This window comes from Marinobacter sp., assembly GCF_033722735.1.
Taxonomy (GTDB): Bacteria; Pseudomonadota; Gammaproteobacteria; order Pseudomonadales; family Oleiphilaceae; genus Marinobacter.
In genome coordinates, this window is sequence record NZ_JAWVYN010000002.1 from 136,237 (window position 1) to 157,096 (window position 20,860).

At 61.1% G+C, this 20,860-nt stretch carries 21 protein-coding genes; 20 read left to right on the top strand and 1 reads right to left on the bottom strand.

Annotation, left to right across the window (positions count from 1 at the left end; all coding sequences use genetic code 11):
* Window positions 1-95 precede the first annotated feature (95 nt).
* The 19 genes from dnaX (at window position 96) to R3175_RS02560 (ending at window position 18,286) form a co-directional block, all read left to right on the top strand.
* Window positions 96-1,976, top strand: a complete 1,881-nt coding sequence (gene dnaX, locus R3175_RS02470) for a DNA polymerase III subunit gamma/tau (RefSeq protein ID WP_318942155.1) — start codon at window positions 96-98, stop codon at window positions 1,974-1,976.
* Window positions 1,977-2,020: 44 nt separating this feature from the next.
* On the top strand, window positions 2,021-2,344 hold the full coding sequence (locus tag R3175_RS02475; RefSeq protein WP_318942156.1) for a YbaB/EbfC family nucleoid-associated protein: 324 nt from the start codon (window positions 2,021-2,023) through the stop codon (window positions 2,342-2,344).
* Between the two features lie 36 nt (window positions 2,345-2,380).
* Window positions 2,381-2,983 (top strand): recombination mediator RecR, encoded by a 603-nt coding sequence (gene recR / locus R3175_RS02480; protein ID WP_318942158.1) that lies wholly within the window; start codon window positions 2,381-2,383, stop codon window positions 2,981-2,983.
* Between the two features lie 32 nt (window positions 2,984-3,015).
* Window positions 3,016-4,137 carry a ribonuclease D gene (locus tag R3175_RS02485; protein ID WP_318942160.1) on the top strand — a complete coding sequence of 374 codons (1,122 nt, stop codon included), beginning with the start codon at window positions 3,016-3,018 and terminating at the stop codon, window positions 4,135-4,137.
* A complete protein-coding gene (locus R3175_RS02490; RefSeq protein ID WP_318942162.1) occupies window positions 4,134-4,427 on the top strand; it encodes a YcgL domain-containing protein in 294 nt (97 codons plus the stop codon). The genes R3175_RS02485 and R3175_RS02490 overlap by 4 nt, the downstream gene beginning before the upstream one ends.
* Window positions 4,424-4,870, top strand: a complete 447-nt coding sequence (locus R3175_RS02495) for a YcgN family cysteine cluster protein (RefSeq protein WP_318942164.1) — start codon at window positions 4,424-4,426, stop codon at window positions 4,868-4,870. Before R3175_RS02490 ends, R3175_RS02495 begins: the two co-directional genes overlap by 4 nt.
* Window positions 4,871-5,212, top strand: coding sequence for a hypothetical protein (locus tag R3175_RS02500; RefSeq protein ID WP_318942166.1), 342 nt, complete (start codon window positions 4,871-4,873; stop codon window positions 5,210-5,212).
* Window positions 5,213-5,243: 31 nt separating this feature from the next.
* On the top strand, window positions 5,244-7,169 hold the full coding sequence (locus R3175_RS02505) for a VWA domain-containing protein (RefSeq protein WP_318942168.1): 1,926 nt from the start codon (window positions 5,244-5,246) through the stop codon (window positions 7,167-7,169).
* Between the two features lie 113 nt (window positions 7,170-7,282).
* Window positions 7,283-8,125 carry a MoxR family ATPase gene (locus R3175_RS02510; RefSeq protein WP_318942170.1) on the top strand — a complete coding sequence of 281 codons (843 nt, stop codon included), beginning with the start codon at window positions 7,283-7,285 and terminating at the stop codon, window positions 8,123-8,125.
* 84 nt (window positions 8,126-8,209) lie between these two features.
* Window positions 8,210-9,388 carry a VWA domain-containing protein gene (locus tag R3175_RS02515; RefSeq protein ID WP_318942172.1) on the top strand — a complete coding sequence of 393 codons (1,179 nt, stop codon included), beginning with the start codon at window positions 8,210-8,212 and terminating at the stop codon, window positions 9,386-9,388.
* Between the two features lie 330 nt (window positions 9,389-9,718).
* A complete protein-coding gene (locus R3175_RS02520) occupies window positions 9,719-10,279 on the top strand; it encodes an AraC family transcriptional regulator (RefSeq protein ID WP_318942174.1) in 561 nt (186 codons plus the stop codon).
* Between the two features lie 54 nt (window positions 10,280-10,333).
* Window positions 10,334-11,935, top strand: a complete 1,602-nt coding sequence (locus R3175_RS02525) for a hypothetical protein (protein WP_318942176.1) — start codon at window positions 10,334-10,336, stop codon at window positions 11,933-11,935.
* Window positions 11,932-14,742: a tetratricopeptide repeat protein gene (locus R3175_RS02530; protein ID WP_318942178.1), complete on the top strand. Its 2,811-nt coding sequence runs from the start codon at window positions 11,932-11,934 to the stop codon at window positions 14,740-14,742. The genes R3175_RS02525 and R3175_RS02530 overlap by 4 nt, the downstream gene beginning before the upstream one ends.
* Window positions 14,732-15,361 carry a tetratricopeptide repeat protein gene (locus R3175_RS02535; protein ID WP_318942180.1) on the top strand — a complete coding sequence of 210 codons (630 nt, stop codon included), beginning with the start codon at window positions 14,732-14,734 and terminating at the stop codon, window positions 15,359-15,361. Before R3175_RS02530 ends, R3175_RS02535 begins: the two co-directional genes overlap by 11 nt.
* A 1-nt stretch (window position 15,362) precedes the next feature.
* A complete protein-coding gene (locus R3175_RS02540; protein ID WP_318942183.1) occupies window positions 15,363-15,680 on the top strand; it encodes a hypothetical protein in 318 nt (105 codons plus the stop codon).
* 17 nt (window positions 15,681-15,697) lie between these two features.
* Entirely contained in the window at window positions 15,698-16,342 is a 645-nt protein-coding gene (locus tag R3175_RS02545) for a MotA/TolQ/ExbB proton channel family protein (protein ID WP_318942185.1), read from the top strand.
* A gap of 15 nt (window positions 16,343-16,357) precedes the next feature.
* Entirely contained in the window at window positions 16,358-16,873 is a 516-nt protein-coding gene (locus R3175_RS02550; RefSeq protein ID WP_318942186.1) for an ExbD/TolR family protein, read from the top strand.
* A complete protein-coding gene (locus R3175_RS02555) occupies window positions 16,870-17,364 on the top strand; it encodes an ExbD/TolR family protein (protein WP_318942188.1) in 495 nt (164 codons plus the stop codon). Before R3175_RS02550 ends, R3175_RS02555 begins: the two co-directional genes overlap by 4 nt.
* On the top strand, window positions 17,357-18,286 hold the full coding sequence (locus R3175_RS02560) for an AgmX/PglI C-terminal domain-containing protein (RefSeq protein WP_318942190.1): 930 nt from the start codon (window positions 17,357-17,359) through the stop codon (window positions 18,284-18,286). Before R3175_RS02555 ends, R3175_RS02560 begins: the two co-directional genes overlap by 8 nt.
* An 11-nt stretch (window positions 18,287-18,297) precedes the next feature.
* Here R3175_RS02560 and R3175_RS02565 read toward each other — a convergent pair whose 3' ends face one another.
* The gene (locus tag R3175_RS02565; RefSeq protein WP_318942192.1) at window positions 18,298-18,783 is read right to left on the bottom strand and encodes a MaoC/PaaZ C-terminal domain-containing protein; all 486 of its coding nucleotides are present in this window, start codon (window positions 18,781-18,783) and stop codon (window positions 18,298-18,300) included.
* A gap of 296 nt (window positions 18,784-19,079) precedes the next feature.
* On the opposite strand from R3175_RS02565, the gene R3175_RS02570 reads away from it, so the two are divergent.
* The gene (locus R3175_RS02570; RefSeq protein ID WP_318942193.1) at window positions 19,080-20,753 is read left to right on the top strand and encodes an AMP-binding protein; all 1,674 of its coding nucleotides are present in this window, start codon (window positions 19,080-19,082) and stop codon (window positions 20,751-20,753) included.
* The last annotated feature ends 107 nt before the right edge of the window (window positions 20,754-20,860 follow it).

The following is a 20,860-nucleotide window of genomic DNA, read 5'->3' on the forward strand; positions in this document are numbered from 1 at the left end:
CGTCTTTTCAGTCAGTTGTATCCCGTGTCATTGGCTTCTTATCGAGCCGGGTCCATGCTATGGTTGAGCCCGTTCTCAATTGCAGTTGATTAAAAATGAGCTACCAGGTTTTAGCCAGAAAGTGGCGCCCCCAGACGTTTCAGGACATGGTTGGTCAGGAGCACGTGCTCCAGGCCCTGGTGCACGCCCTGGAGAACCAGCGCCTGCATCATGCCTATCTGTTTACCGGTACCCGCGGGGTTGGCAAAACCACTATCGGTCGCCTGCTGGCCCGTTGCCTCAACTGCGAGATTGGCGTCACACCCACACCCTGTGGGGAATGCACCAGTTGCCTTGAAATCCAGGATGGCCGCTTTGTCGATCTGATCGAAATCGATGCGGCCTCCCGCACCGGTGTGGATGACATGCGGGAACTGACGGACAACGTGCAGTATGCGCCCAGCCGGGGACGTTACAAGGTGTACCTAATTGATGAGGTGCACATGCTCACCAACCAGTCGTTCAACGCCTTCCTTAAAACGCTGGAAGAGCCGCCGGAGCACGTAAAGTTCCTGTTGGCAACCACCGACCCGCAGAAATTGCCGGTAACCATCCTGTCCCGTTGTCTGCAGTTCAACCTCAAGCGGATGACGCCCGAGCACATTGCCAGCCACCTGAGTCATGTACTGACCGCGGAGAACATCCCCTTCGAAGAACCAGCCCTGTGGTTGCTCGCGCGGGCCGCTGACGGCAGCATGCGGGATGCCCTGAGTCTGACCGATCAGGCCATTGCGTTCGGCAATCAGAAGTTGGCGGCCTCCGATGTCAGCAGCATGCTGGGGACCATCGACCAACGGGACATCGAGCGGATCGTTCAGGCCCTGGTGACCAATGACGGACCGACCCTGCTGTCCGAGATCCGACGAATCTCGGATTTTGCACCGGACTATGGCGTGATCCTGTCCGATCTGTTGTCCCTGTTTCACCGGGTCACCCTGGAGCAGGTGGTGCCCGGAAGTGTCGATAATGCACTCGGGGACGCCGAGCAGGTTCAGGCACTGGCCCGTCAGTTAAGTGCCGAGGATGCCCAGCTGTTTTATCAGACCGCGCTGATCGGTCGGAAAGACCTGGCGGTGACGCCGGATGCCCGGATGGGCTTCGAGATGACGCTGTTGCGGATGCTGGCATTCCGCCCCGGGGGGGAGCGGCGGGCACCACCCACCCTGCCATCCGGGGATCGCGCTGATTCCGCGTCGCAGGATGATCCCGAGCCTGCCACCGACGTCGCCACGCCCACGCCCCCCATAGTGGAAGAGCACCCCGCAGCGGACTCCCAGCCCCCGGCACCTCCGACACCGTCCGTTGACCCTCGCACCGACGGGGATCAGGGCGAAATCCGCCCAGCCCAGGCTGAGGTTGTGTCTCAGGAAGGGAGTGCACCTTCTGCCGGTTACAGCGACACCGTTGAGACTGGCCCCCGGGGCGAGCGGAGCGATTCATCCCTGGCCGCTCCGTCACCATCGCACAATGCGGAACCAGTTACAGCGACCCTCGCCGGTGAAGCGCCCGCACCATTGGCCACCGGGGAGACCGGCGCGGTGCCGGCTTCGCCGGGGGATTTCCTCTGGCCCCGGGACTTTCGCAGTCTGAATATCATCGGAATGCCTGGCAATCTGGCCAGTCACGCCGCCATGACCCGGCAAGGGGACGAGGTCGTGCTCACCCTGGACCAGGGACACGAGCGCCTGCTGACCGATCGGCATCGCGAGCGGATACTGGAGGCGTTGAAACACCGGTTTGGCGACCAGACCGTGTTGAGGGTCGAGCAGGGGCACCCCGGCGAGGATACCCCGGCGGCCTGGGAAGAACGCGCCCGACAGGCCCGCCAGCAGGCGGCTGAGGAAGCCATCCAGAACGATCCGCTGGTGCATTCGATCGTTGAACGATTCCAGGGGCGGGTGGTCGAAGATTCAATCAAACCGCTGTCCCAGGACTGAGCGATGGGCGCGGCGGTCAATGGCAAACGCAAGAGGTAGGCCAAATGATGAACGGTATGGGCGATCTGATGAAAAAAGCCCAAAAGATGCAGGAAGAGATGCAAAAGGCCCAGGAGGAAATTGCCAAGGCCGAAGTGACCGGCGAGTCTGGGGCCGGCCTGGTCAAAGTGACCATGAACGGACGACACGACGTCAGCAAGGTGGACATCGATCCGTCGCTGCTGAGTGAAGAAAAAGACATTCTGGAAGACCTGCTGGCGGCTGCCGTCAATGATGCCGTGCGTCGTGTCGAAGCGAACCAGAAGGAAAAGATGTCCGGTATGATGTCCGGTATGGGCATGCCCCCCGGCTTCAAGATGCCGTTCTGATTTCCCGCCCAATTGGTAGTCCTGTGAGGTTTAACCATGGCATTTAGCCCGCTGGTGGATGAACTGGTGGAATCCCTGCGCTGTCTGCCCGGCGTGGGCCAGAAAACGGCGCAGCGCATGGCCTTCCATTTGTTGGAAAAGGGACGGTCGGGCGGCGAACGACTGGCGGATGCCTTGCGGGGCGCAATGGAAGGGGTTCGGCGTTGTGAGCAATGCCAGAACTTTTCGGACACCCCGGTGTGCGGCATCTGCGCCAATCCCCAGCGCCACAATGGCACCATCTGTGTGGTGGAGAGTCCCTCGGATCTGCTGGCCATCGAGCAGGCAGGTGACTATCACGGCGCATATTTCGTGCTAATGGGGCATCTGTCGCCCATCGACGGTATCGGTCCGGCGGACATCGGCATTGAGAAACTGCTGGAGCGGGTGAGCGCCGAAGGGGTCTCCGAGCTGATCCTGGCCACCAACCCCACCGTAGAAGGGGAGGCGACCGCCCATTACATCGCTGATCGGCTTGATGGTCGCAACATTCTCCTGACGCGCCTGGCCCATGGTATTCCCGTGGGTGGCGAGCTGGGCTATGTCGACGGATTTACCCTGACCCATGCCTTTCGCGGGCGCAAGCCGCTTCAGGACTGAGCCCCTGCCATTCATTCAACTGACTGTGTGACATGACGTCTGAGACTTCATCCCAGGCCCACTGGATTACCGACCCGGCCGAGTTGGACCGCTGGCTGCTCAAGCATGCCGGTGAACCGCTGGCGCTGGATACCGAATTTGAACGGGTTTCTACATTCTACCCCATACCGGGACTGGTGCAGGTCGGCGCTGGCGACGGGCTGTACCTGATCGATCCCGATGTAGCGGCGGCATCGAATCAGTTCCGCCAGGTGCTGGCCGATCCCGACACCCCCAAGCTGTTGTATGCCATGAGCGAGGACCTGGAGCTGTTTCGCCACTGGCTCGACATCCGGCCCGCCGGCGTACTCGACCTGCAAATCGGCGTGGCCTTGGCCGGGGCAGGGTTTTCGGTGGGCTACGCCCGCATTGTCGAAACCCTGTTCAACCAGTCCCTGGACAAGTCGGCGACCCGTTCCGACTGGTTGAAACGCCCGCTCAGTGCCGCTCAGCAAGCCTATGCTCTCGAGGATATCCGCTACCTGGCACCGCTCTATGACTGGGTTTGCGAGCAACTCCAGGCGAAGGGATTGATGAAGGCCCTGGCAGAGGAATCCACCCGGTTCGCCGACGACCTTTACCAGCAGGACGATCCCGCCAGTCATTACCTGCGGCTGCGGGGGGGCTGGGCCTTGGACGAGCGAAGACAGCAGGTGCTGCAACGAATTACCCAGTGGCGAGAGCAGGAGTGTCGCGACCGGGACCGGCCACGAAACCGGGTCCTTCCCGATGCGGTATTGATTGCCCTGGCAGAGCGTCTGCCGCGTAACAAAGCCGAGTTGCAGTCGGTAAAGGACATGCCGGCTGTGGTGGTGCGGCGGTTTGGTGACCGCCTGCTGTCGTTGATCCAGGGCAATGGCGAATCGATAGACGCCTTTACACGAATTCGACCTCCATTGACCCGGGAGCAACAAAAGCAATACAAACAGCTCAAGCAGGTTTTTCATACAATAGCTGAAGCCAATGCAGTGCCCATAGAGTTGCTGGCCCCGCGTAAACGTTTGGAGAACCTGGTCCAGAGCAGACAAATCCAGGCCGGTCCATTGCAGGAGGGCTGGCGAGCGGCGCTGATCGCACCGGTCAGCGACAAGATTGAGGCAATACTGAACCCATGAAAGACAAAGAGTTTGTCTCCGTTTTTCGGAGTGGCAAGAAGGAAGATACTTACATTTTTGTCCGGCGCGGACAGTCCTGGGAGGAGTTGCCCGAGGCCCTTCGATCGGTGTTCGGTGAGCCTGTGCATGCCATGGACCTGATTCTTACCCCGGAGCGCCGGCTGGCCCGGACCACCGGCAAGGCGGTACTCGACGCCCTGGAAGCCCAGGATTTCTACTTGCAAATGCCCGAGGAACAAGAAGGTTACGTGGTAGAGTTCAAGCAGAAAATCAGGAAGCACCGTGAATGATAGCAGCCATCCCATTCTGGCAGCGCAAGCGCCTGCACGAGATGTCTCCTGCGGAATGGGAAGCGCTCTGCGACGGCTGTGGCAAGTGTTGCCTGGCCAAGCTCGAGGATGAGGACACCGGTGAGGTCTACCACACCGATCTGGTCTGTCGCTACATGGACAGCAAGACCTGTCGCTGCACCGTGTACCCGGAGCGCCTGCAGAGGGTACCAGGATGCACCGTCCTAACGCCTGATTCGGTAGGCAACTATGGCTGGTTGCCTTATACCTGCGCCTACAGAACGCTGGCGGAAGACCGACCCCTGGCGGCTTGGCACCCGCTGGTATCGGGAGACCCGAACTCGGTCCACGAGGCCGGAGTCTCGGTTCGTCATCGTGTCATTTCCGAAGCCGATGTGCCGGAAGATGACTGGGAAGAACACATAATACACTGGATTCTATAGATGAACGCTGACGCTCAAATTGCGTATGGAATTTTCTGGGCAGTCTATGTCGTGGGCTTTCTGCTCTTTTTCCTGATGATCAGCCGGCTGTTCCGGCTGGTTCCTTTCTATGGCATGAGGACTCTGCTGCAGGCCGTATTGGTGGCGGTATTGCTGACGCCGGTGGAATCCTCGGAAGTGGCGGGCTGGTGGATACCGGCCTGGTTGCACGGTGGTTATGAGGCCATTCTCGGTAACACCGAGGAATCCGTCAGGGCCTTTTTCAACATGGGACTGGCGGGTCTGGCTGTCCTGTTGGTCTGGATGCTGGATCTGCTGCGCTACCGGCTGGTATCACGCTAAATACATTCAAACCGCTTTCCACGGAGCTGCTATGGACCGAGTTGGACGTTACCTGGTCATCCTGGCGCTGGCCAGTCTGTTGAGCGGCCAGGCCGCCGCCCAGTCCGGGCAGAACCCCATCGACGTGCGGGTGGTGGTAGACATCTCCGGCTCGATGAAGAGTAACGACCCGTCCAACCTTCGGCAGCCGGCGGTTCGCCTCCTCGCCAGGCTGATTCCCCAGGACGCCACGGCCGGTGTCTGGACTTTCGGCCAGTACGTCAACATGCTGGTACCTCATGGCGAGGTCGATCCCGCCTGGCGCAATCGAGCCATTGATCGTTCCAGCGATATCAACTCGGTGGCCCTGCGTACCAACCTGGGGGAAGCCCTGGAGGTCGCCAGCGAGAGTTACTACAGTGGCGGCAGCCTGGAGCACACCCATTTTATCCTGCTGACCGATGGCAAAGTCGATGTCTCCGCACAGGCGCCGGACAATGAACGGGAACGTCAGCGTATCCTGGAGGAGGTGTTGCCGGGTCTTGAGCAGGCCGGCGCAACCGTGCATACCGTTGCGCTGTCCGACAACGCCGACCTGGCGTTACTCGAGGCATTTGCCGATCGCACCGGGGGCAGTTACAACTTTGCCGAGACCGCCGAAGACCTGAACAGGGTCTTCCTTCGCGCCCTGAATGCCGCAGCCCCGCAGGATCAGCTACCGATTGAGGGTAACCGGTTCCTGGTGGATGCCGGCGTCCAGGAATTTACCGCCCTGATTTTCTCCGGAGAACAAGCCTCCGCTGCAGGCAATACCGCCTTGACCCTGGTTGATCCGGACGGGCAACAGATAACGCCGGCCAAGCCGGGAGACGGCGTTCGCTGGGTTCAGGAAGCTGGCTACGACCTCATCACCATTGTCGGCCCCAAGCCTGGCGAATGGCGGTTGCGAGGGGAACTGGGGCAGGGCAGCCGTGTGACGGTGGTCAGCGATCTGCGTATGGTGGTCCCGGCGCTGCCGCCGCGTTTTCGGCCCGGTGACACGGTGACCGTGACGGCACACTTTGAGGAGAGCGAGCAGATCATCACCGACCGGGATTTTCTCGGCGTGATCGAGGTGACACTTACCCTGACCGACCAGCACGGTCGTTCCGGTACCAAGGCCCTGTCGCCAGAAGTCCCGCCGGACGATGGGGTCTATCGCGACGAGATCACCCGGTTGCCGGAGCCCGGCGACTACCGGCTCGAGTTGGTTGCCGATGGCCAGACCTTTTCGCGTAAGTTCAGTCAGGTCCTGACGTATATCTTGCCCGCCGGGGACGACCGGCCGGTCAGCAGTGCAGATACCCCGGAACTGGCGGAGTCCCTCAGCTCGGAACCCTCCGCCCAGCCGGCGGGCGAGAGCGCGGATGAGCCCTCGCCAGAACAGCCAACGGAGCCGGCAATACCCGATGGCGGGCCCATTGACCTGTCGGCAGTTGAGCCACCGCAACCCCTTGCGCCGGAGGCGCCGGACGTCGACAGGGACTGGATCCTTTACTATGCCGTGGCCGGCTCGCTCGGCGCGCTGGGACTGATCGGAGCTGGCCTTTGGTTCTGGCGCAGGAAACGGCGCGAAGACCCGGAACACCAGCCCGTGGAGGAAGCCCCGAAGGCCGTGGAGGACGTCTCTGACGAACCGGAGCCGTCCGGGGAACCCGGGGAAGAAAAGGTACCATCCGAGGAGGAGGCGAAACCGGCCGAGGACGAGGCAGAAGTGGAGCAGGAGCCTGAGGCCGAGGTGGATTCCGGGCAGGACCAGACGGAAAAAGAAACGGAACAGGAACAGCCGCCGGCCGAAGAGGAAGAGGACTTCGGGCTCGAGGACTTCGACCTCTCCGAAATAGAGGATCTGGGCGATCAGGAAGACGAAAAAAATGCGTCGGCGGATGGGGCCGAGGCTGACACTAAAGAGCAGGAAAGTGACGACGAGAAAAAGTAGCCGGCGTTTACGGGTCCTAAGAGTCGGCTGAAAGATAGCATCCTTATCAAGCGGCCTGTGAATCGATATACTCCCTCCCGGCACAGATCATCAACCGAACAGGAACAGACATCATGAAGTTCACCGGTACCGACAACTACGTAGCAACCGACGATCTGCAAATGGCGGTGAATGCCGCGATTGCACTGCAGCGCCCGCTATTGATCAAAGGCGAGCCCGGTACCGGGAAAACGTTGCTGGCCGAGGAAATGGCATCGGCACTGGGGATGCGCCTGATTCCCTGGCACATCAAGTCCACCACCAAGGCCCAGCAGGGACTGTACGAATACGACGCCGTATCCCGTCTGAGGGATTCCCAGTTGGGTGACGAGAAGGTCAAGGACATCCGCAACTACATCGTCAAGGGCAAGCTGTGGGAAGCCTTCGAATCGGACGAGCAGGTGGTATTGCTGATCGACGAGATCGACAAGGCCGACATTGAGTTTCCCAACGACCTGTTGCTCGAACTCGACCGGATGGAATTCTTTGTCTACGAAACCCAGCAGTTCGTCAAGGCAAAGCATCGGCCCATTGTGGTGATCACCAGTAACAACGAGAAGGAACTTCCGGACGCGTTCCTGCGCCGCTGTTTCTTTCATTACATCAGTTTCCCCGACCACGACACGATGAAGAACATCGTCGACGTTCACTTTCCGAACATCCAGCAGGAAGTGGTGCGGGATGCCCTGGAAGTCTTTTTCGACGTACGCAAGGTGCCCGGGCTGAAGAAGAAGCCCTCGACATCCGAGCTCATTGACTGGCTGAAGCTGCTGATGGCGGACGAACTGTCCGCCAAGGTGCTGCAGCAAGGAGAGGCCAGCTCCGCCTTGCCGCCATTGTATGGCGCCCTGGTCAAGAACGAACAGGACGTCCACCTGTTGCAGAAACTGGCCTTCATGGCCCGGCGTCGAGGCTAGGCGCATAAAGGCGTAAACTGACGGCGATAGCTTGGCCGGTTTTCCGGAAAGCGACCCAACTCAGCGACAGACCAGGAACACACGATGCTCATTGAATTTTTCCTCGAAGTCCGACGCGCAAAGGTGCCGGCCAGTCTCCGGGAGTTCCTCGACCTGCTGGAAGCGTTGAAGAGTCGGTTGGCGTTCGCCGATATGGAAGAGTTCTACTATCTGGCCCGCTTGTGCCTGGTCAAGGACGAGCGCCATTTCGACAAGTTTGATCGCGCCTTCGACGCCTACTTCAAGGGCATCGAGAACCTCGACGCTCTGCTGGAGGCCCTGATTCCCGAAGACTGGTTGCGGGCCGAGTTTGAGAAGCAGCTGTCGGAAGAGGAGAAGGCGGCGATTGAGTCCCTGGGCGGTCTGGAAGAGCTGATCGAGGCGTTCAAGCAGCGCATGGAAGAGCAGAAGGAGCGCCACCAGGGGGGCAACAAATGGATTGGCACCGGTGGCACTTCGCCTTTCGGGGCCAACGGTTACAACCCGGAAGGCTTCCGCATCGGACAGAAAGACGGCCGCCAGGGACGGGCGGTGAAGGTCTGGGAAAAGCGTGCCTTCAAGGACCTGGATGACAGCCTGACTCTGGGTATCCGCAACATCAAGGTGGCGCTCAGACGCCTGCGCAAGTTTGCCCGGCAGGGCGCGGCCGACCAACTGGATCTGGATGACACCATTGCCTCCACCGCCCGCAACGCCGGGTATCTGGACCTCAAGATGGTGCCGGAGCGACACAATGCGGTCAAAGTGTTGATCTTCTTTGATGTTGGCGGCTCCATGGACCCTCACATTCGAGTTTGCGAAGAGTTGTTCTCCGCAGCCCGGCTCGAGTTCAAGCACATGGAATATTTCTATTTCCACAACTTTATCTATGAAAGCGTGTGGAAGAACAATATCCGTCGCATGAACGAAACCACCGATACCTGGGACATTCTGCATAAGTACACCCCGGACTACAAAGTCATCTTTGTGGGGGATGCCACCATGGCTCCCTACGAGATTTCTCACCCCGGTGGGTCCATTGAACACTGGAACGAAGAGGCCGGGGCTACCTGGTTTCAACGGGTGACCGATCATTTTCGCAAGGTGGTCTGGCTGAACCCTCTGCCAGAAACCTACTGGGGGACCGGAGGCTCACTGGGCATGACCAGGCAGCTGGTCAACGATCGCATGTACCCGTTGACCATTGAGGGTCTGGAGTCGGCCATGAAGGAACTCAGTAAATAGCGGACCGGGCGACTGAAGGTAAAAAAAGCCGATGCGGTTGAGGGCATCGGCAAAGCTCGGCATATCAAGCGGTCATCACTGAATAGCATTCCCGCCAACCAGGCCAAAGCAAGCGCAGGGCCAGATTAAAAAAAAGCCTTAAAAACAATACGTTTTTGATTTTTTGAGTCAGAGCCGCATCGCCCCAATCCAGGCTCATTCCTTTACGTTGTAAAAGATCCCGACAGCTTCACTTTCCAAATTGGTGATCTGGATACCGTTCTTGCCGAGAAGCCAGTGTTACCCTTTTCTGTAAATTTGTTACAGAGTTTTGCAGGAGCGGGGACGGCTATGGAGGCGAAGGCAGTAAAGGCGTCGAAACTTGGGAAGGAATCCCGGCTCAGGTTGTCCGCACTCTGGGTTATGCTGATGGCCTGGATACTGCTCCCGGTTTCGGGGCAGGCTTCGGAGTCGCTGAATCGGCAGCTCGATCAACTGAAAGGCGAGGTTGCAGCTCTCAGCGAGCAGCTGTTTAAGCTCGAAGAAGCCATCCTTCATCCAGCGGACAGCCGGGTGTCAATTTTTCTGTCTGTCAGCGGCGGCGACACCATCGAACTGGATGCCATCGAGCTCAAGATCGACGGCCAGCCCGTTGCGTCCCACCTTTACACCGACCAGGAATACCGGGCGCTCAGCGAAGGCGGATTGCAACGGCTCTACGTTGGCAACGTGGCGCTGGGCCAGCATGAGATCACGGCCACACTGACTGCCAGAACGGGGAGCGATCGGTACGTCCGTCGTGAAAACCAGCTTCGTTTCCACAAACGGGCCGGTGAATCCCATATCCAACTGCAACTGACCGCCAGTGCCCCGGATTTCGAACCGCAGCTCTCACTGAAGGGTGGTCGTTAAGCCATGGGCTGGAAGGCTTTCCCTCGCTTTTGGTGTCTGCCCGCGTTGTGCTTGATGGTCGGCGCATCGGTAACCAATGGGTCAGCGGGACAGCTGTCTGACCAGGATCGGGCCCGACTGGCGCATTTCAGTCACGCCAGTGGCGCACCGGACCTGGTCCTGTACTGGCTATCCGGTCGCCGGATTCCAGAACCAAACCTCACCCTGGCCCACGCCCTGATCGACACCGGCCGTCGATCATTGGCGATCGCCGAGCTGGAGAAACTTACCGACCGACCGGAAGACCGGGGCGCAGCCTGGCTGATGCTGGCCCGGGAGTTAATGGCGGATGGTAGTCAGGCAGATGCAGCGCAGGCCCTGGCCAGTGCCGTCCGCCATGGCCGTGGCGAGACGCTGCAGGAGGCGCTGTTCCTGCAGGCTGAAAATGTCCGTCAACAGGACCGTCTGGATGAAGCCGGCCGGATTCTCTCCACTATGGAGCCCGGCTACTGGTCCGCCCTTGGATACCAGGCCATCGCCAGCAGCTACAGTCGGGTCGACCGCACGCCATCAAGGGCATTGGTGGCGATCCGGGTCGCCCTGGCGATGGCGGAGTCGGATCATCGCCAGTCGCGCAGCAACGAGCTGCGTTCGAGACTCCTGCTGCGGGCGGGCTATCTGGCGTTCCAGTCGGGGGACGACATCAAGGCGGCTGGGTTCCTGGAACAGGTACGGCTGGACAGTTTTCAGATCCCCCTGGCGTTGTACTACCACGGGTTAACCCAGGCCAGGCGCCAGAATTTCCGGGCGGCCATGCAGTCCTGGCATCGGGCCCGAAAATACCCGCTGGCATTGCCCGGAGTGGCGGACGCCTGGCTGGGGATGGGCAGCGGTTACAGTGACACCGGATACCTGGGACAGGCCGGAGAGGCCTACCTGGCGGCCAATGCGGCGTTTGAGGGAGAGCGGGTCACGCTCCACAGTTTGCTGGAAGCGGTTGAGAGGGAGGGGGCCTACCGGGCCATGGTCCTGGCGCCCCGGGAGCGGAACGAGGCCTGGTTCCTCGGTAATAGCCATTCGTTCAATCAACCCAGGCTGGCCTACCTGCTCCGCTTTGCCGACCGGCCTGAAAGCCAGCGAGCCATTCAGCGGATGGCAGAACTGGAGCAGATGGAGGATTGGATGACGAGCCGTATTCTGGACCTGGAAGTGTTCCGGGATGCGCTCGGGCGGCAGCTGTTGACGCTCTCCCAACCGTTACCGGCGAACGCCCAAAGCGCGATGCTGGAGCAAGGACTGGCGTCACTGCAGAGCCGGTTGCGCGGACTGGAAGGACTGGTCGATGGACAGCAGCGAACGCAACTCCAGCGCCTCAAGCTTACCCTCGAAGATATCAGTGACGGCGTCGGCCGGTTTTCCCGCCAGCGGCCCGCCCGCCGAGCGGCGCTCGAGGAACTGCTGGCGTCCGTGGAATCGGGGCTTGCTCGCCTTGATGGCCTGAAAGCCAAGGCTGCCAGCCTGCAAGCAGAGGCCGGGCTGGCGCTGGATCGACTGGCAAGGGAGTTCCTGACACAGGAGGATCGGAGGATAGCGGCCGCGTTGGAAAAAACCGAGCAGCACCTCGCCCATCTGTATGAGCACCTGGCCCTGAAGAACCTGGAAGGAGATCGACCATGAAAACGGTCTTCGTCAGGGGCTCACTGGTGTTCTTGCTGGCAGGTGCCTGGCTGGCGGGTTCGGCCTGGGCGCAGCAGGCATTTCAGGTACAACTGAATCAGGACGGCGACACCATCGCAGACATGCGTCCGGTTTATTTACAGTTTGAGGCCCAGCCGCTGCCGGCGATTTCACCTCGGGAAGTCGCCAGGCGCTATCAGCGTCTGTTCGAGCAGTCGGGGGAGCCGGAGGTACGCATCGACGCCCTGAACCGTCTCGCCAATCTGGAGGACCTCACGGCATCAGATCTGGGATACGGACCCGACGAGGAAGGGCGAGTCTACCGGGAGGTGCTGGCCAGTTACGATGCGATTCTCTCCCGTGGGGCCTTCCAGGGACGCCTGGACGAATTGTTGTACCAAATGGCCAAGGCCCATGCCTACGTAGGGCAGGACGCGAAATCCACCGACCGACTGAAGCAGTTGATTGGCCTATACCCCAATTCGCCACTGGTGACCGAAGCACGATTCCGAGTGGCCGAGTCGGCCTTCGCGGCGGCTGAGTACCCGGAAGCCGAGTCGATGTACCAAAGCGTCGTCTCCGCCACCGGGACCGAAACCGAACGGGACCTGCAGATCAAGGCCCGGTACATGCTGGGCTGGAGCCAGTACAAGCAGGGCAAGTTCCGTCGTGCGAGCGAAACCTTCCTCGCGGTACTGGAGGAGCAACGGGCGGTGACGGACGACTTCCGCCGAATCCCTTCCGCCGCGGTCGACCTGATTGACGATACCTTCAGAGTCATCGCCCTGATTGCGTTTCGGCAAGGCGGGGTGGATTTCCTTGCGGACCTGATACCCGACAAACCTGCACCCAGCTATTCCCACCTGGTTTATGACCGTCTGGCCGACCTGCATGTGTCCCGTGGCCATTCGCGGCAGGGCGTGGCGGTCACGCGGGGGTTTATTCAACGGGCACCTGAGCACTCCAGCGTCCCGGCGATGCACGCCCAGATCGTCGATGTGCTGATTGCCGCCGGCGACCAATCCGGGGCGCGCCGTGCCCGGGAACAGTACGTTGAGGGCTACACCGCCGAGGAGGCCTATCTGGGGTTGTCCTCCGAAGGGCAGAAACGCTGGCTAGACTACAGCCGGCACCTGGCTGACTCTTACTACCATCAGGCTTCGGCATCGGCGGATTCGGCGGCCAGTCGGTCGGCGTTTGTCCGCTCCGCCCGCTACTATGCCGGGCTGGTTCCACGCCTGCACACGCCCGGGCCGGTCCTTCGTCTGGTCGGGGATGCCTGGCTACAGGCAGGTCGTTCCGGCGCAGCGCTGGAGGCGTTCAAACGGGCGGCCTACGAAACCGAGGCTTACGAAGGCGCCGCGGATGCCGCCTGGGCCGAGCTGCAGATTCGCACCCAAGCGCTGGATGGGGAGCTGTCGCTGGTCAGCACCTTGGCAGATTTGGCCCTCACCGTTGAGCGGTTCACCAACCGCTTTCCGGCGGACCCCAGGGGGAGTGGGTTGCTGGCCGACCTGGCCAACCGGATGCGGGCGCAGGGTCGCGCACCGGAAGCGGAAAGATATGCCAACCTGGCCCTGGGCCATGACGCCGTAACTCCATCGGAACAATTGGCGGCCTGGTTGGTCCTTGGGCGGGTGTTTGCCCAAGGTGAGCAACATCGAGCCGCGGAGAATGCCTGGCGCAAGGCATTGGGGCTGGCCGAATCCGAGGCGGTCCGCCATATAACCGCATCCGAGCGGGAGGATATTAGGCGCCAGCTCGGCACCAGCATCTATCGGCAGGCGGAACGCGCCGAGCAACGTGGAGAAACCGAGATTGCCGTCGCCCATTACCGGCGTATCGAGTCCATCGCGGGCGGCACGGAGCTGGCCATCCGTGCCCGGTTTGACGCGGCCAACTGTTTACTCAAGGCGCAGCGTTGGCAGCCGGCTATCAACGAACTGAAGCGATTTCGTAGCGAACTCAGCGACCACCCGTTAAGCGAACGCATCAGCGACAAACTGGTGTACGCGTACACCCGTTCGGATCAACCCCAGCGTGCGGCCGAAGAACTCATCGCCCGTGCCGATCAGTCGGATGATCCTTGGGCCGCACGGCTGCAAGCGGCTGAGCTCTACCATCAGGCTGGAAATGTGGTCGCACGCAATCGGCTTTATCGCGCCTATCTGGATCCGGTGAAGCCAGCCGTGGACGCGGATGCTCACCAGAACCACCAGCGTATGCGCCAGCGGTTAATCGAGTCTGGCGAGGATCCGAACCCGCTGCGCCGGTCGCTGGTGGAAGCGGAACTGGACAGCCCATGGCATTCCGAAGAAACCCTGGCCTGGGCCGCGGCGGCGGCGATGACCCTGGCCACCCAGGCGGAGCAACGTTTTGTGGGCATCCCGCTGGACCATCCCTTGCCCCGAAGCCTGTCCCGCAAGCAGTCGGCCCTGGAAGAGGCCCTTGCTTTCTACGAGCGGGCTGAGCGCCTGGGCGACCGTGGGGTAGGTTCCCATTCCCTGTTCCGTCGAGCGGAGCTGTACCGGACCCTGGCACAGCACCTGATGGCATCCAGTCGCCCGGGTGGGCTTACCCCGTTGGAGTCGGCCCAATACGATCTGTTGCTGGAAGAGCAGGCCTACCCCTTCGAGGAGCTGGCTATCGAGCTGCACGCCCGCAACCACCGGCAGCTCGAGGACGGACACTACGACCGGTGGGTTGAGCAAAGCCTCGACGCGTTGGCGCAACTGTTTCCGGGACGGTACGCCCGGCAAATGCGACGGATGAACTGGCAGCAGGAGGAGCAGGACGGTGCGTCATAGAACTCAACCGGTGACCAGAGGCAGCGGCCAGAACAAAGCCCGAATAACCGCGGTGGCAGCGCTACTGCTGTTGTCGGGCTGTGCCAGCGGACCGGTTCATGGGCCTGTTACCCCGGAAGGCAAGCGGCACGTTGTCTCTGAGCCGCTGACTCCCCAGCAGCAGAATCAGCTTGCACTCGCGCGTCAGGCGGGGGCTGCGAAAAACTGGGCACTGGCACAAGCCCGGCTGACCTCGCTGATTGACGCCCGGCCCGACGTCGGCTGGTTAAAGGCGCGCTTGGGCTGGATTCAACAGCATCAGGGCCAGATCACGCAGGCGATCGCATCGTACCAGCAGGCTCTGACCCAGTCGCCGGCAGACGTGTTCACGGTGAACAACCTGGCGGTGTTGCTGCAGCAACAGGACCGGTTCGAGGAGGCCGGCGCTGTGCTGGAGACCGGCCTTGCCCATGCCCCCGGGGCAGCGGAGCTTCATTTCAATCTGGCGGTGCTGTGCGAACTGTACCTGCTGGAACTGCCGAAGGCCCTTGCCCATTACCGTCGCTACCAGGAGTTGGCCGGAGATGGCGATGAGCGCGTGGCCGGCTGGATTGCCGATCTGGAACGGAGGGTGAACTGACATGGCGGGTCGCTGCTGGCTGTTGGGGGCCTTGCTGGCTCTGATGGGGCACGCGGTTGCCTGGGCGGACCCGGCGGAGGAGCCCGCCCATAGGTCGCTAGGCGTGGCGGGAATCTCGTCGGCGCCCGGGGATGATGAGCCCCGGGTATTGCACATACTGCCCTGGCAACCACCACGTGTGCCCCGGCGTCCCGAATCCGAGCTCTCCAGCCAGGCGCCCGAACTCCTTGATCCGATCAATCCGCGGGTGTTCGAGCGCCACCGAAAGTTTCGCGACACCCTGGACCCAAACCTGGGTTCCCGTTTTTCCCTGCATTAATTCACCGGAGACTGTCTATGTTGGAAACCGTTGTTCGATTCTTTCAGGAAGGTGGCCCGTTTATGTACCCCATTGCGCTGGTGCTGGTGGTGGGCCTTGCCATTGCCATCGAGCGTTTCCTGTTCCTGGGGGTAGTGCACCGCCGGAACCGGCAAACGTTTGAGCGGAGCATCCTGCCGCTGCTACAGAAACGGGACTACCAGCAGGCCATGGCAGCCGCGTCCCGTTCCGACAGTGCGATCGCCAATATCCTGTCGGCCGGGCTGGCCAGGCTGCTAAACGACCATCGGCGGGAAGACATCGAGTACGCCATGGAGGAGGGCCTGATGGAGGTACTCCCTCGGCTGGAAAAGCGCACGCAATACCTCGCCACGCTGGCTAACGTGGCGACGCTGCTGGGCTTGCTGGGAACCATCATTGGCCTGATCGCGGCATTCACGGCTGTCGCCGCCGCTGACCCGTCACAGAAAGCCACCATGCTCTCGGAGAGTATCTCCGTGGCCATGAACACCACGGCCTTTGGCCTGATGGCCGCGATTCCATTGTTGATGTTCCACGCGCTACTGCAGACCCGTACCAATGAATTGGTCGACAGCTTCGAGATGGCCGGGGTGAAACTGCTGAACATCATTGCCGACAAGGCCCCAAGCCAAACCGCCTGAACGGGAACGCTCACCATGAGACGCAAGCATCGTCGACCGACCAGCAATCCGGATCTGGATATTACCGCCTTCCTCAACCTGATGATTGTGTTGGTGCCTGTCCTGCTGCTGGGGATGGTGTTCAGCCAGGTTCGCGTAATCGAGCTGAACTTCCCCGGCATGGCACCCGGTCAGACGCCCGCGGCGGAAACGCTGACCCTGGTGGTCACCCTAACGGAGGACGGTTTTGAGGTGGCGGACCGTCACCGTGGCCTGATCCGCTCGGTGTCATCCCGGGAGGGAAGGCGGGACTACGCGGCACTTCGGGAGGTGCTGAAGCAAGTCAAGCAGCGATTACCGGATAAATCCGACGTGATTCTGGAGGTGCCGCCAACCACCGATTACCAGACATTGGTCACCACCATCGACACCCTGCGTTCCTATGATGCGGTGGTGGCCGCCAGCGTGGTCAAGGCGGAGCTGTTTCCGGATGTTTCGCTGGCGGACCCCGCCGGGGGCGACGACGTCGCGGCCGCGGAGGTGGGCACATGAAATTGTCCCGTCGAGCTCGCCGTATTCAGCGGCACTACCGTCGCATGCACCGTCCCGGTGGCCTGAACCTGGTGTCCCTCATGGACATTTTCACCATCCTGGTGTTCTTCCTGATGGTGAACTCCTCAGAGGTGAAGGTCTTGCGCTCGGACAGCAGCGTCAGCCTGCCGGTATCCTCATCCGAGGCGCCGGCGGTTGAAGCCCTGACGATTCTGGTCACCGACCAGGCTATCCTGCTGGAAGGCCGCGAAGTGGTCAGACTCGACGACATTGACGCGGATCGGGACACGCTGGACGAACTGGCCCAACAGCTTGAGCAGCGGCGGTCGCAGTTGCCGACGGTACCGGATGCGGGGCTCGAGATTACCGTACTGGCCGGTCACGAAACCCGCTACCGCCTGCTCCGCAAGATCATGCAGACCTGTGTAAACGAGCACTACCGCCAGGTCCGCCTGGCCGTTGAAACCCAGCGCGAGGTGGTGAATGGCTAGCGATACCACGGTCGCCGGAACCTTGCCCTGGGCTAGCACAAGGTCCGATCAGCGGCGCTTCCTGATCGTCCTGGCGGTGCTCCTGTTGCTGGCCGGTGTGCCTGCGGCGCTGATTCCCACGGTTCAGTTGCCGCCACTTCCGACGGCGGCCCCGGAAGACACCTCGTCACACCTGGCCCGCCTGGTCCAGCCGCCGCGAGCGGCAGAGCCCGAACCGCCGCCCCCGGGCGAGAGCCCCCCTGAGTCCCGGCAAGAGCGGCCACAGCGGCCCGTCCGGGCGCAACCGGTCACGCCGCGCCCCGGGCCACAGGTCGCCCAGCCACAGAGTGTCGAGCAGGCGCGCCAGGTGGCATCCCAGTCGGGAATTCTGGCGATGCGGGAACAGCTTGCCCAGCTGCGGGCGGCGGTCCCAACCGAGCAGGGCCGGTTGTCTGCGAACCTGGCGGCGGACCGGGTAACCGGATCTGCCGACGGCACGCGTGACACCGAGGCGGCGTTGTCTGGCAGTGGCGGAGTGGAGGACCGGACGGCGCCCACCCAGGAGATCGCCTTGGCCACCCATGAAGTGGCCCAGGTGGCGGCGCCGGAAGCGGAGGTCCGCCCGGCACCGGCTACCCCGGCTCCGGCGGCGTCCCAAAGGGCCATGAGCAACATTCGCCAGGTTTTCGAAAGCCAGAAGACGGCGCTGTACTCGCTCTACCGACGGGAGCTGCGCCAGGACCCGACACTGGCAGGCAAGGTGTTGTTGGAGCTGGTCATTGAGCCCGACGGCCGGGTATCCCACTGCGAAGTGGTGAGCTCCGAGCTGGGCAATCCGGCGCTGGAGCAACGCCTGGCGAACCGGGTATTGCTGTTTGATTTTGGGGCCAGGGACGTCGAAGCCAGGACGGTCAGGTTTCCCATCGATTTCCTGCCGTCCTGATTGGCGGAGGGCTACCGTTCAATGGTGATTTTGGGCAGCCTGGGCTTGGCAAGCGTCAGCGATTCCGTCGGGGCCATGACCTTGGCCTCGCCGGTGACGACGGTCTGGCCGCCCTGATTGCGCACGTCACACCGGATAACCACCCGGTTTCTGGCTTCCTTGGCCAGCACGGTAAGGGTGACGGTCAGGGTGTCATTCAGCTTGACCGGACGTTTGAAGGCCAGGTCCTGTTCGAGGTAGATGGTCCCGGGGCCCGGAAGCACCGTCGCCAGGGCGGCCGACACGAGCGAACCGCTCCACATGCCATGGGCGATCCGTTCCTTGAAAAGGGTGCCGGCGGCAAATTCGGCATCCAGGTGAACCGGGTTAACATCGCCGGAAACGGCAGCGAACAAAACCAGCTCGTCTTCGGTGAGGGTTCGGCTAAACGTGGCGGTATCACCCACCTGGATTTCATCGTAGGTCACATTTTTGAGCTGTTCGGGAGACTGATCCATGGCTGGGCCTCTACTGTCGGTTCGTGAACGACTTGGGTCGCTGAAAACTACCTCATCGTTCTCAAAACTGCTATTCTCTCTCGACTTTTTTATGGTTGATACTTTGGTCTGGTTGTTTTTTGCCCGCTTCCCGTTTATCGGGCGGCGTCTGAACAGGGCCAGACGGGTCTCCCAGCCAACACTTTCAATAAAACTTAAACAGGGCGCTGGTAGCCTGTGCCGCTCATCAGATGCGGTGCAGTCGGCTGTGCCCGATGCATGACTAATAAGCACAAACGGAAACAGGAGATGGTGTGATGGATTTTGCACAGTTCTATCAGGACAAGTACCCGGCCGGCACGCCGCAAGAGGTGGATCTGGAAAAGTACCAGAGCATGATTGAGGTATTTGAACAGGCGGTGAAGAAATACGCGGATCGACCGGCGTTCAGCGCCGTCGGCGTGACACTGACCTATCGTGATCTGGATACCCAGAGCCGAAACTTCGCCGCCTGGCTCCAGAACAAGACCAACCTCAAGCCGGGTGATCGCATTGCTGTGCAAATGCCGAACGTGACCCAGTACCCGGTCGTGGTCTATGGTGCCATGCGCGCCGGTCTGATAGTGGTCAACACCAATCCCCTTTATACCACCCGTGAAATGGAGCACCAGTTCAACGATTCCGGCGCCAAGGCCCTGGTGGTACTGGCGAACATGGCAGAGAACGCCGAGAAGGTCCTGCCCCACACCGGCATCGAGCACGTCATCGTCACCGAAATCGCGGACATGCATTCGCCAATCAAGCGGACGCTGCTGAATGCCGTGATCAAACACGTCAAGAAGATGGTGCCGCCGTTCAACCTGCCCAAGGCGCACAAACTGCCGGCGGTGCTCAGCGCGGGCGGCAAGGAAAAGTTCACCCCGGTGGAAGCCAAGAAAGACGACATCGCCGTGCTGCAGTACACCGGTGGTACCACCGGCGTGGCCAAGGGCGCGATGCTGACCCATGGCAACCTGGTTGCCAACCTGCTGCAGACCCGTCCGATGATGGGTGAAATGATCGAAGAGGGTAAGGAAGTGGTCGTCGCGCCGCTGCCGCTGTACCACATCTATTCCTTCACCCTGAACTGCGGCATCATGCTGGAGGCGGGCTGTCACAACGTCCTGATTCCAAACCCGCGCGACATACCGGGTTTCGTGAAGGAACTGAAGAAGCACAGGTTCACCGCCTTCCTGGGCCTGAACACCCTGTTTGTGGCCTTGTGCAATAATGACGATTTCAAGGCGCTGGATTTCAGTGGGCTGAAGCTCACTGCCTCTGGCGGTATGGCGCTCACCAGTGACACCGCCAAGTTGTGGAAGCGGGTGACCGGCTGTGAAATCACCGAAGGCTACGGCATGACCGAAACCTCGCCGGTTGTGACCTTCAACCCGCCGTCAGCGATTCAGTTGGGTACCATCGGCCTGCCGATCTGCAATACCGAGATCAAGACCATTGATGAAGAAGGCAACGAAACCCCACTGGGCGAACCGGGTGAGCTGTGTGTCAAAGGTCCCCAGGTCATGCGGGGCTACTGGCAGCGTCCGGAAGACACCCAGAAGTCGTTCACCGAGGATGGCTTCCTGCGTACCGGTGACGTTGCGTTGATCCAGGAAGACGGGTACATCCGGATCGTTGACCGTAAGAAGGACATGATCATTGTGTCCGGCTTCAACGTGTTCCCCAACGAGATCGAAGACGTGGTAAGCAGCCACCCGAAGGTGGTCGAGTGTGCCGCAGTCGGTGTGCCTGACAAGAAGAGCGGCGAGGCGGTCAAGGTATTCCTGGTGCCGACCTCCGGTGATCTCTCCGAAGGCGAGCTGAAGGAATTCTGTCGCGAGCGCCTGACCGCCTACAAGGTGCCCAAGCTGTTTGAATTCCGTGAGGAGCTGCCGAAGACCAACGTGGGCAAGATCCTGCGCCGCGAACTGCGTGACGAGGCAACCAAGTAAGCCTGCCTCCGTGTATCGGGCCGACAGTGTCGGCCCAGCCCCCAAAAGACCCTGCCTCGGCAGGGTTTTTTCGTTCAATGCCGGAGCCAATAACGGTAGACTACGGT

Coding starts and splice junctions, on each gene's coding strand:
- dnaX (WP_318942155.1), top strand. CDS start 96: ATGAGCTACCAGGTTTTAGCCAGAAAGTGGCGCCCCCAGACGTTTCAG.
- R3175_RS02475 (WP_318942156.1), top strand. CDS start 2,021: ATGATGAACGGTATGGGCGATCTGATGAAAAAAGCCCAAAAGATGCAG.
- recR (WP_318942158.1), top strand. CDS start 2,381: ATGGCATTTAGCCCGCTGGTGGATGAACTGGTGGAATCCCTGCGCTGT.
- R3175_RS02485 (WP_318942160.1), top strand. CDS start 3,016: ATGACGTCTGAGACTTCATCCCAGGCCCACTGGATTACCGACCCGGCC.
- R3175_RS02490 (WP_318942162.1), top strand. CDS start 4,134: ATGAAAGACAAAGAGTTTGTCTCCGTTTTTCGGAGTGGCAAGAAGGAA.
- R3175_RS02495 (WP_318942164.1), top strand. CDS start 4,424: ATGATAGCAGCCATCCCATTCTGGCAGCGCAAGCGCCTGCACGAGATG.
- R3175_RS02500 (WP_318942166.1), top strand. CDS start 4,871: ATGAACGCTGACGCTCAAATTGCGTATGGAATTTTCTGGGCAGTCTAT.
- R3175_RS02505 (WP_318942168.1), top strand. CDS start 5,244: ATGGACCGAGTTGGACGTTACCTGGTCATCCTGGCGCTGGCCAGTCTG.
- R3175_RS02510 (WP_318942170.1), top strand. CDS start 7,283: ATGAAGTTCACCGGTACCGACAACTACGTAGCAACCGACGATCTGCAA.
- R3175_RS02515 (WP_318942172.1), top strand. CDS start 8,210: ATGCTCATTGAATTTTTCCTCGAAGTCCGACGCGCAAAGGTGCCGGCC.
- R3175_RS02520 (WP_318942174.1), top strand. CDS start 9,719: ATGGAGGCGAAGGCAGTAAAGGCGTCGAAACTTGGGAAGGAATCCCGG.
- R3175_RS02525 (WP_318942176.1), top strand. CDS start 10,334: ATGGTCGGCGCATCGGTAACCAATGGGTCAGCGGGACAGCTGTCTGAC.
- R3175_RS02530 (WP_318942178.1), top strand. CDS start 11,932: ATGAAAACGGTCTTCGTCAGGGGCTCACTGGTGTTCTTGCTGGCAGGT.
- R3175_RS02540 (WP_318942183.1), top strand. CDS start 15,363: ATGGCGGGTCGCTGCTGGCTGTTGGGGGCCTTGCTGGCTCTGATGGGG.
- R3175_RS02545 (WP_318942185.1), top strand. CDS start 15,698: ATGTTGGAAACCGTTGTTCGATTCTTTCAGGAAGGTGGCCCGTTTATG.
- R3175_RS02550 (WP_318942186.1), top strand. CDS start 16,358: ATGAGACGCAAGCATCGTCGACCGACCAGCAATCCGGATCTGGATATT.
- R3175_RS02555 (WP_318942188.1), top strand. CDS start 16,870: ATGAAATTGTCCCGTCGAGCTCGCCGTATTCAGCGGCACTACCGTCGC.
- R3175_RS02560 (WP_318942190.1), top strand. CDS start 17,357: ATGGCTAGCGATACCACGGTCGCCGGAACCTTGCCCTGGGCTAGCACA.
- R3175_RS02565 (WP_318942192.1), bottom strand. CDS start 18,783: ATGGATCAGTCTCCCGAACAGCTCAAAAATGTGACCTACGATGAAATC.
- R3175_RS02570 (WP_318942193.1), top strand. CDS start 19,080: ATGGATTTTGCACAGTTCTATCAGGACAAGTACCCGGCCGGCACGCCG.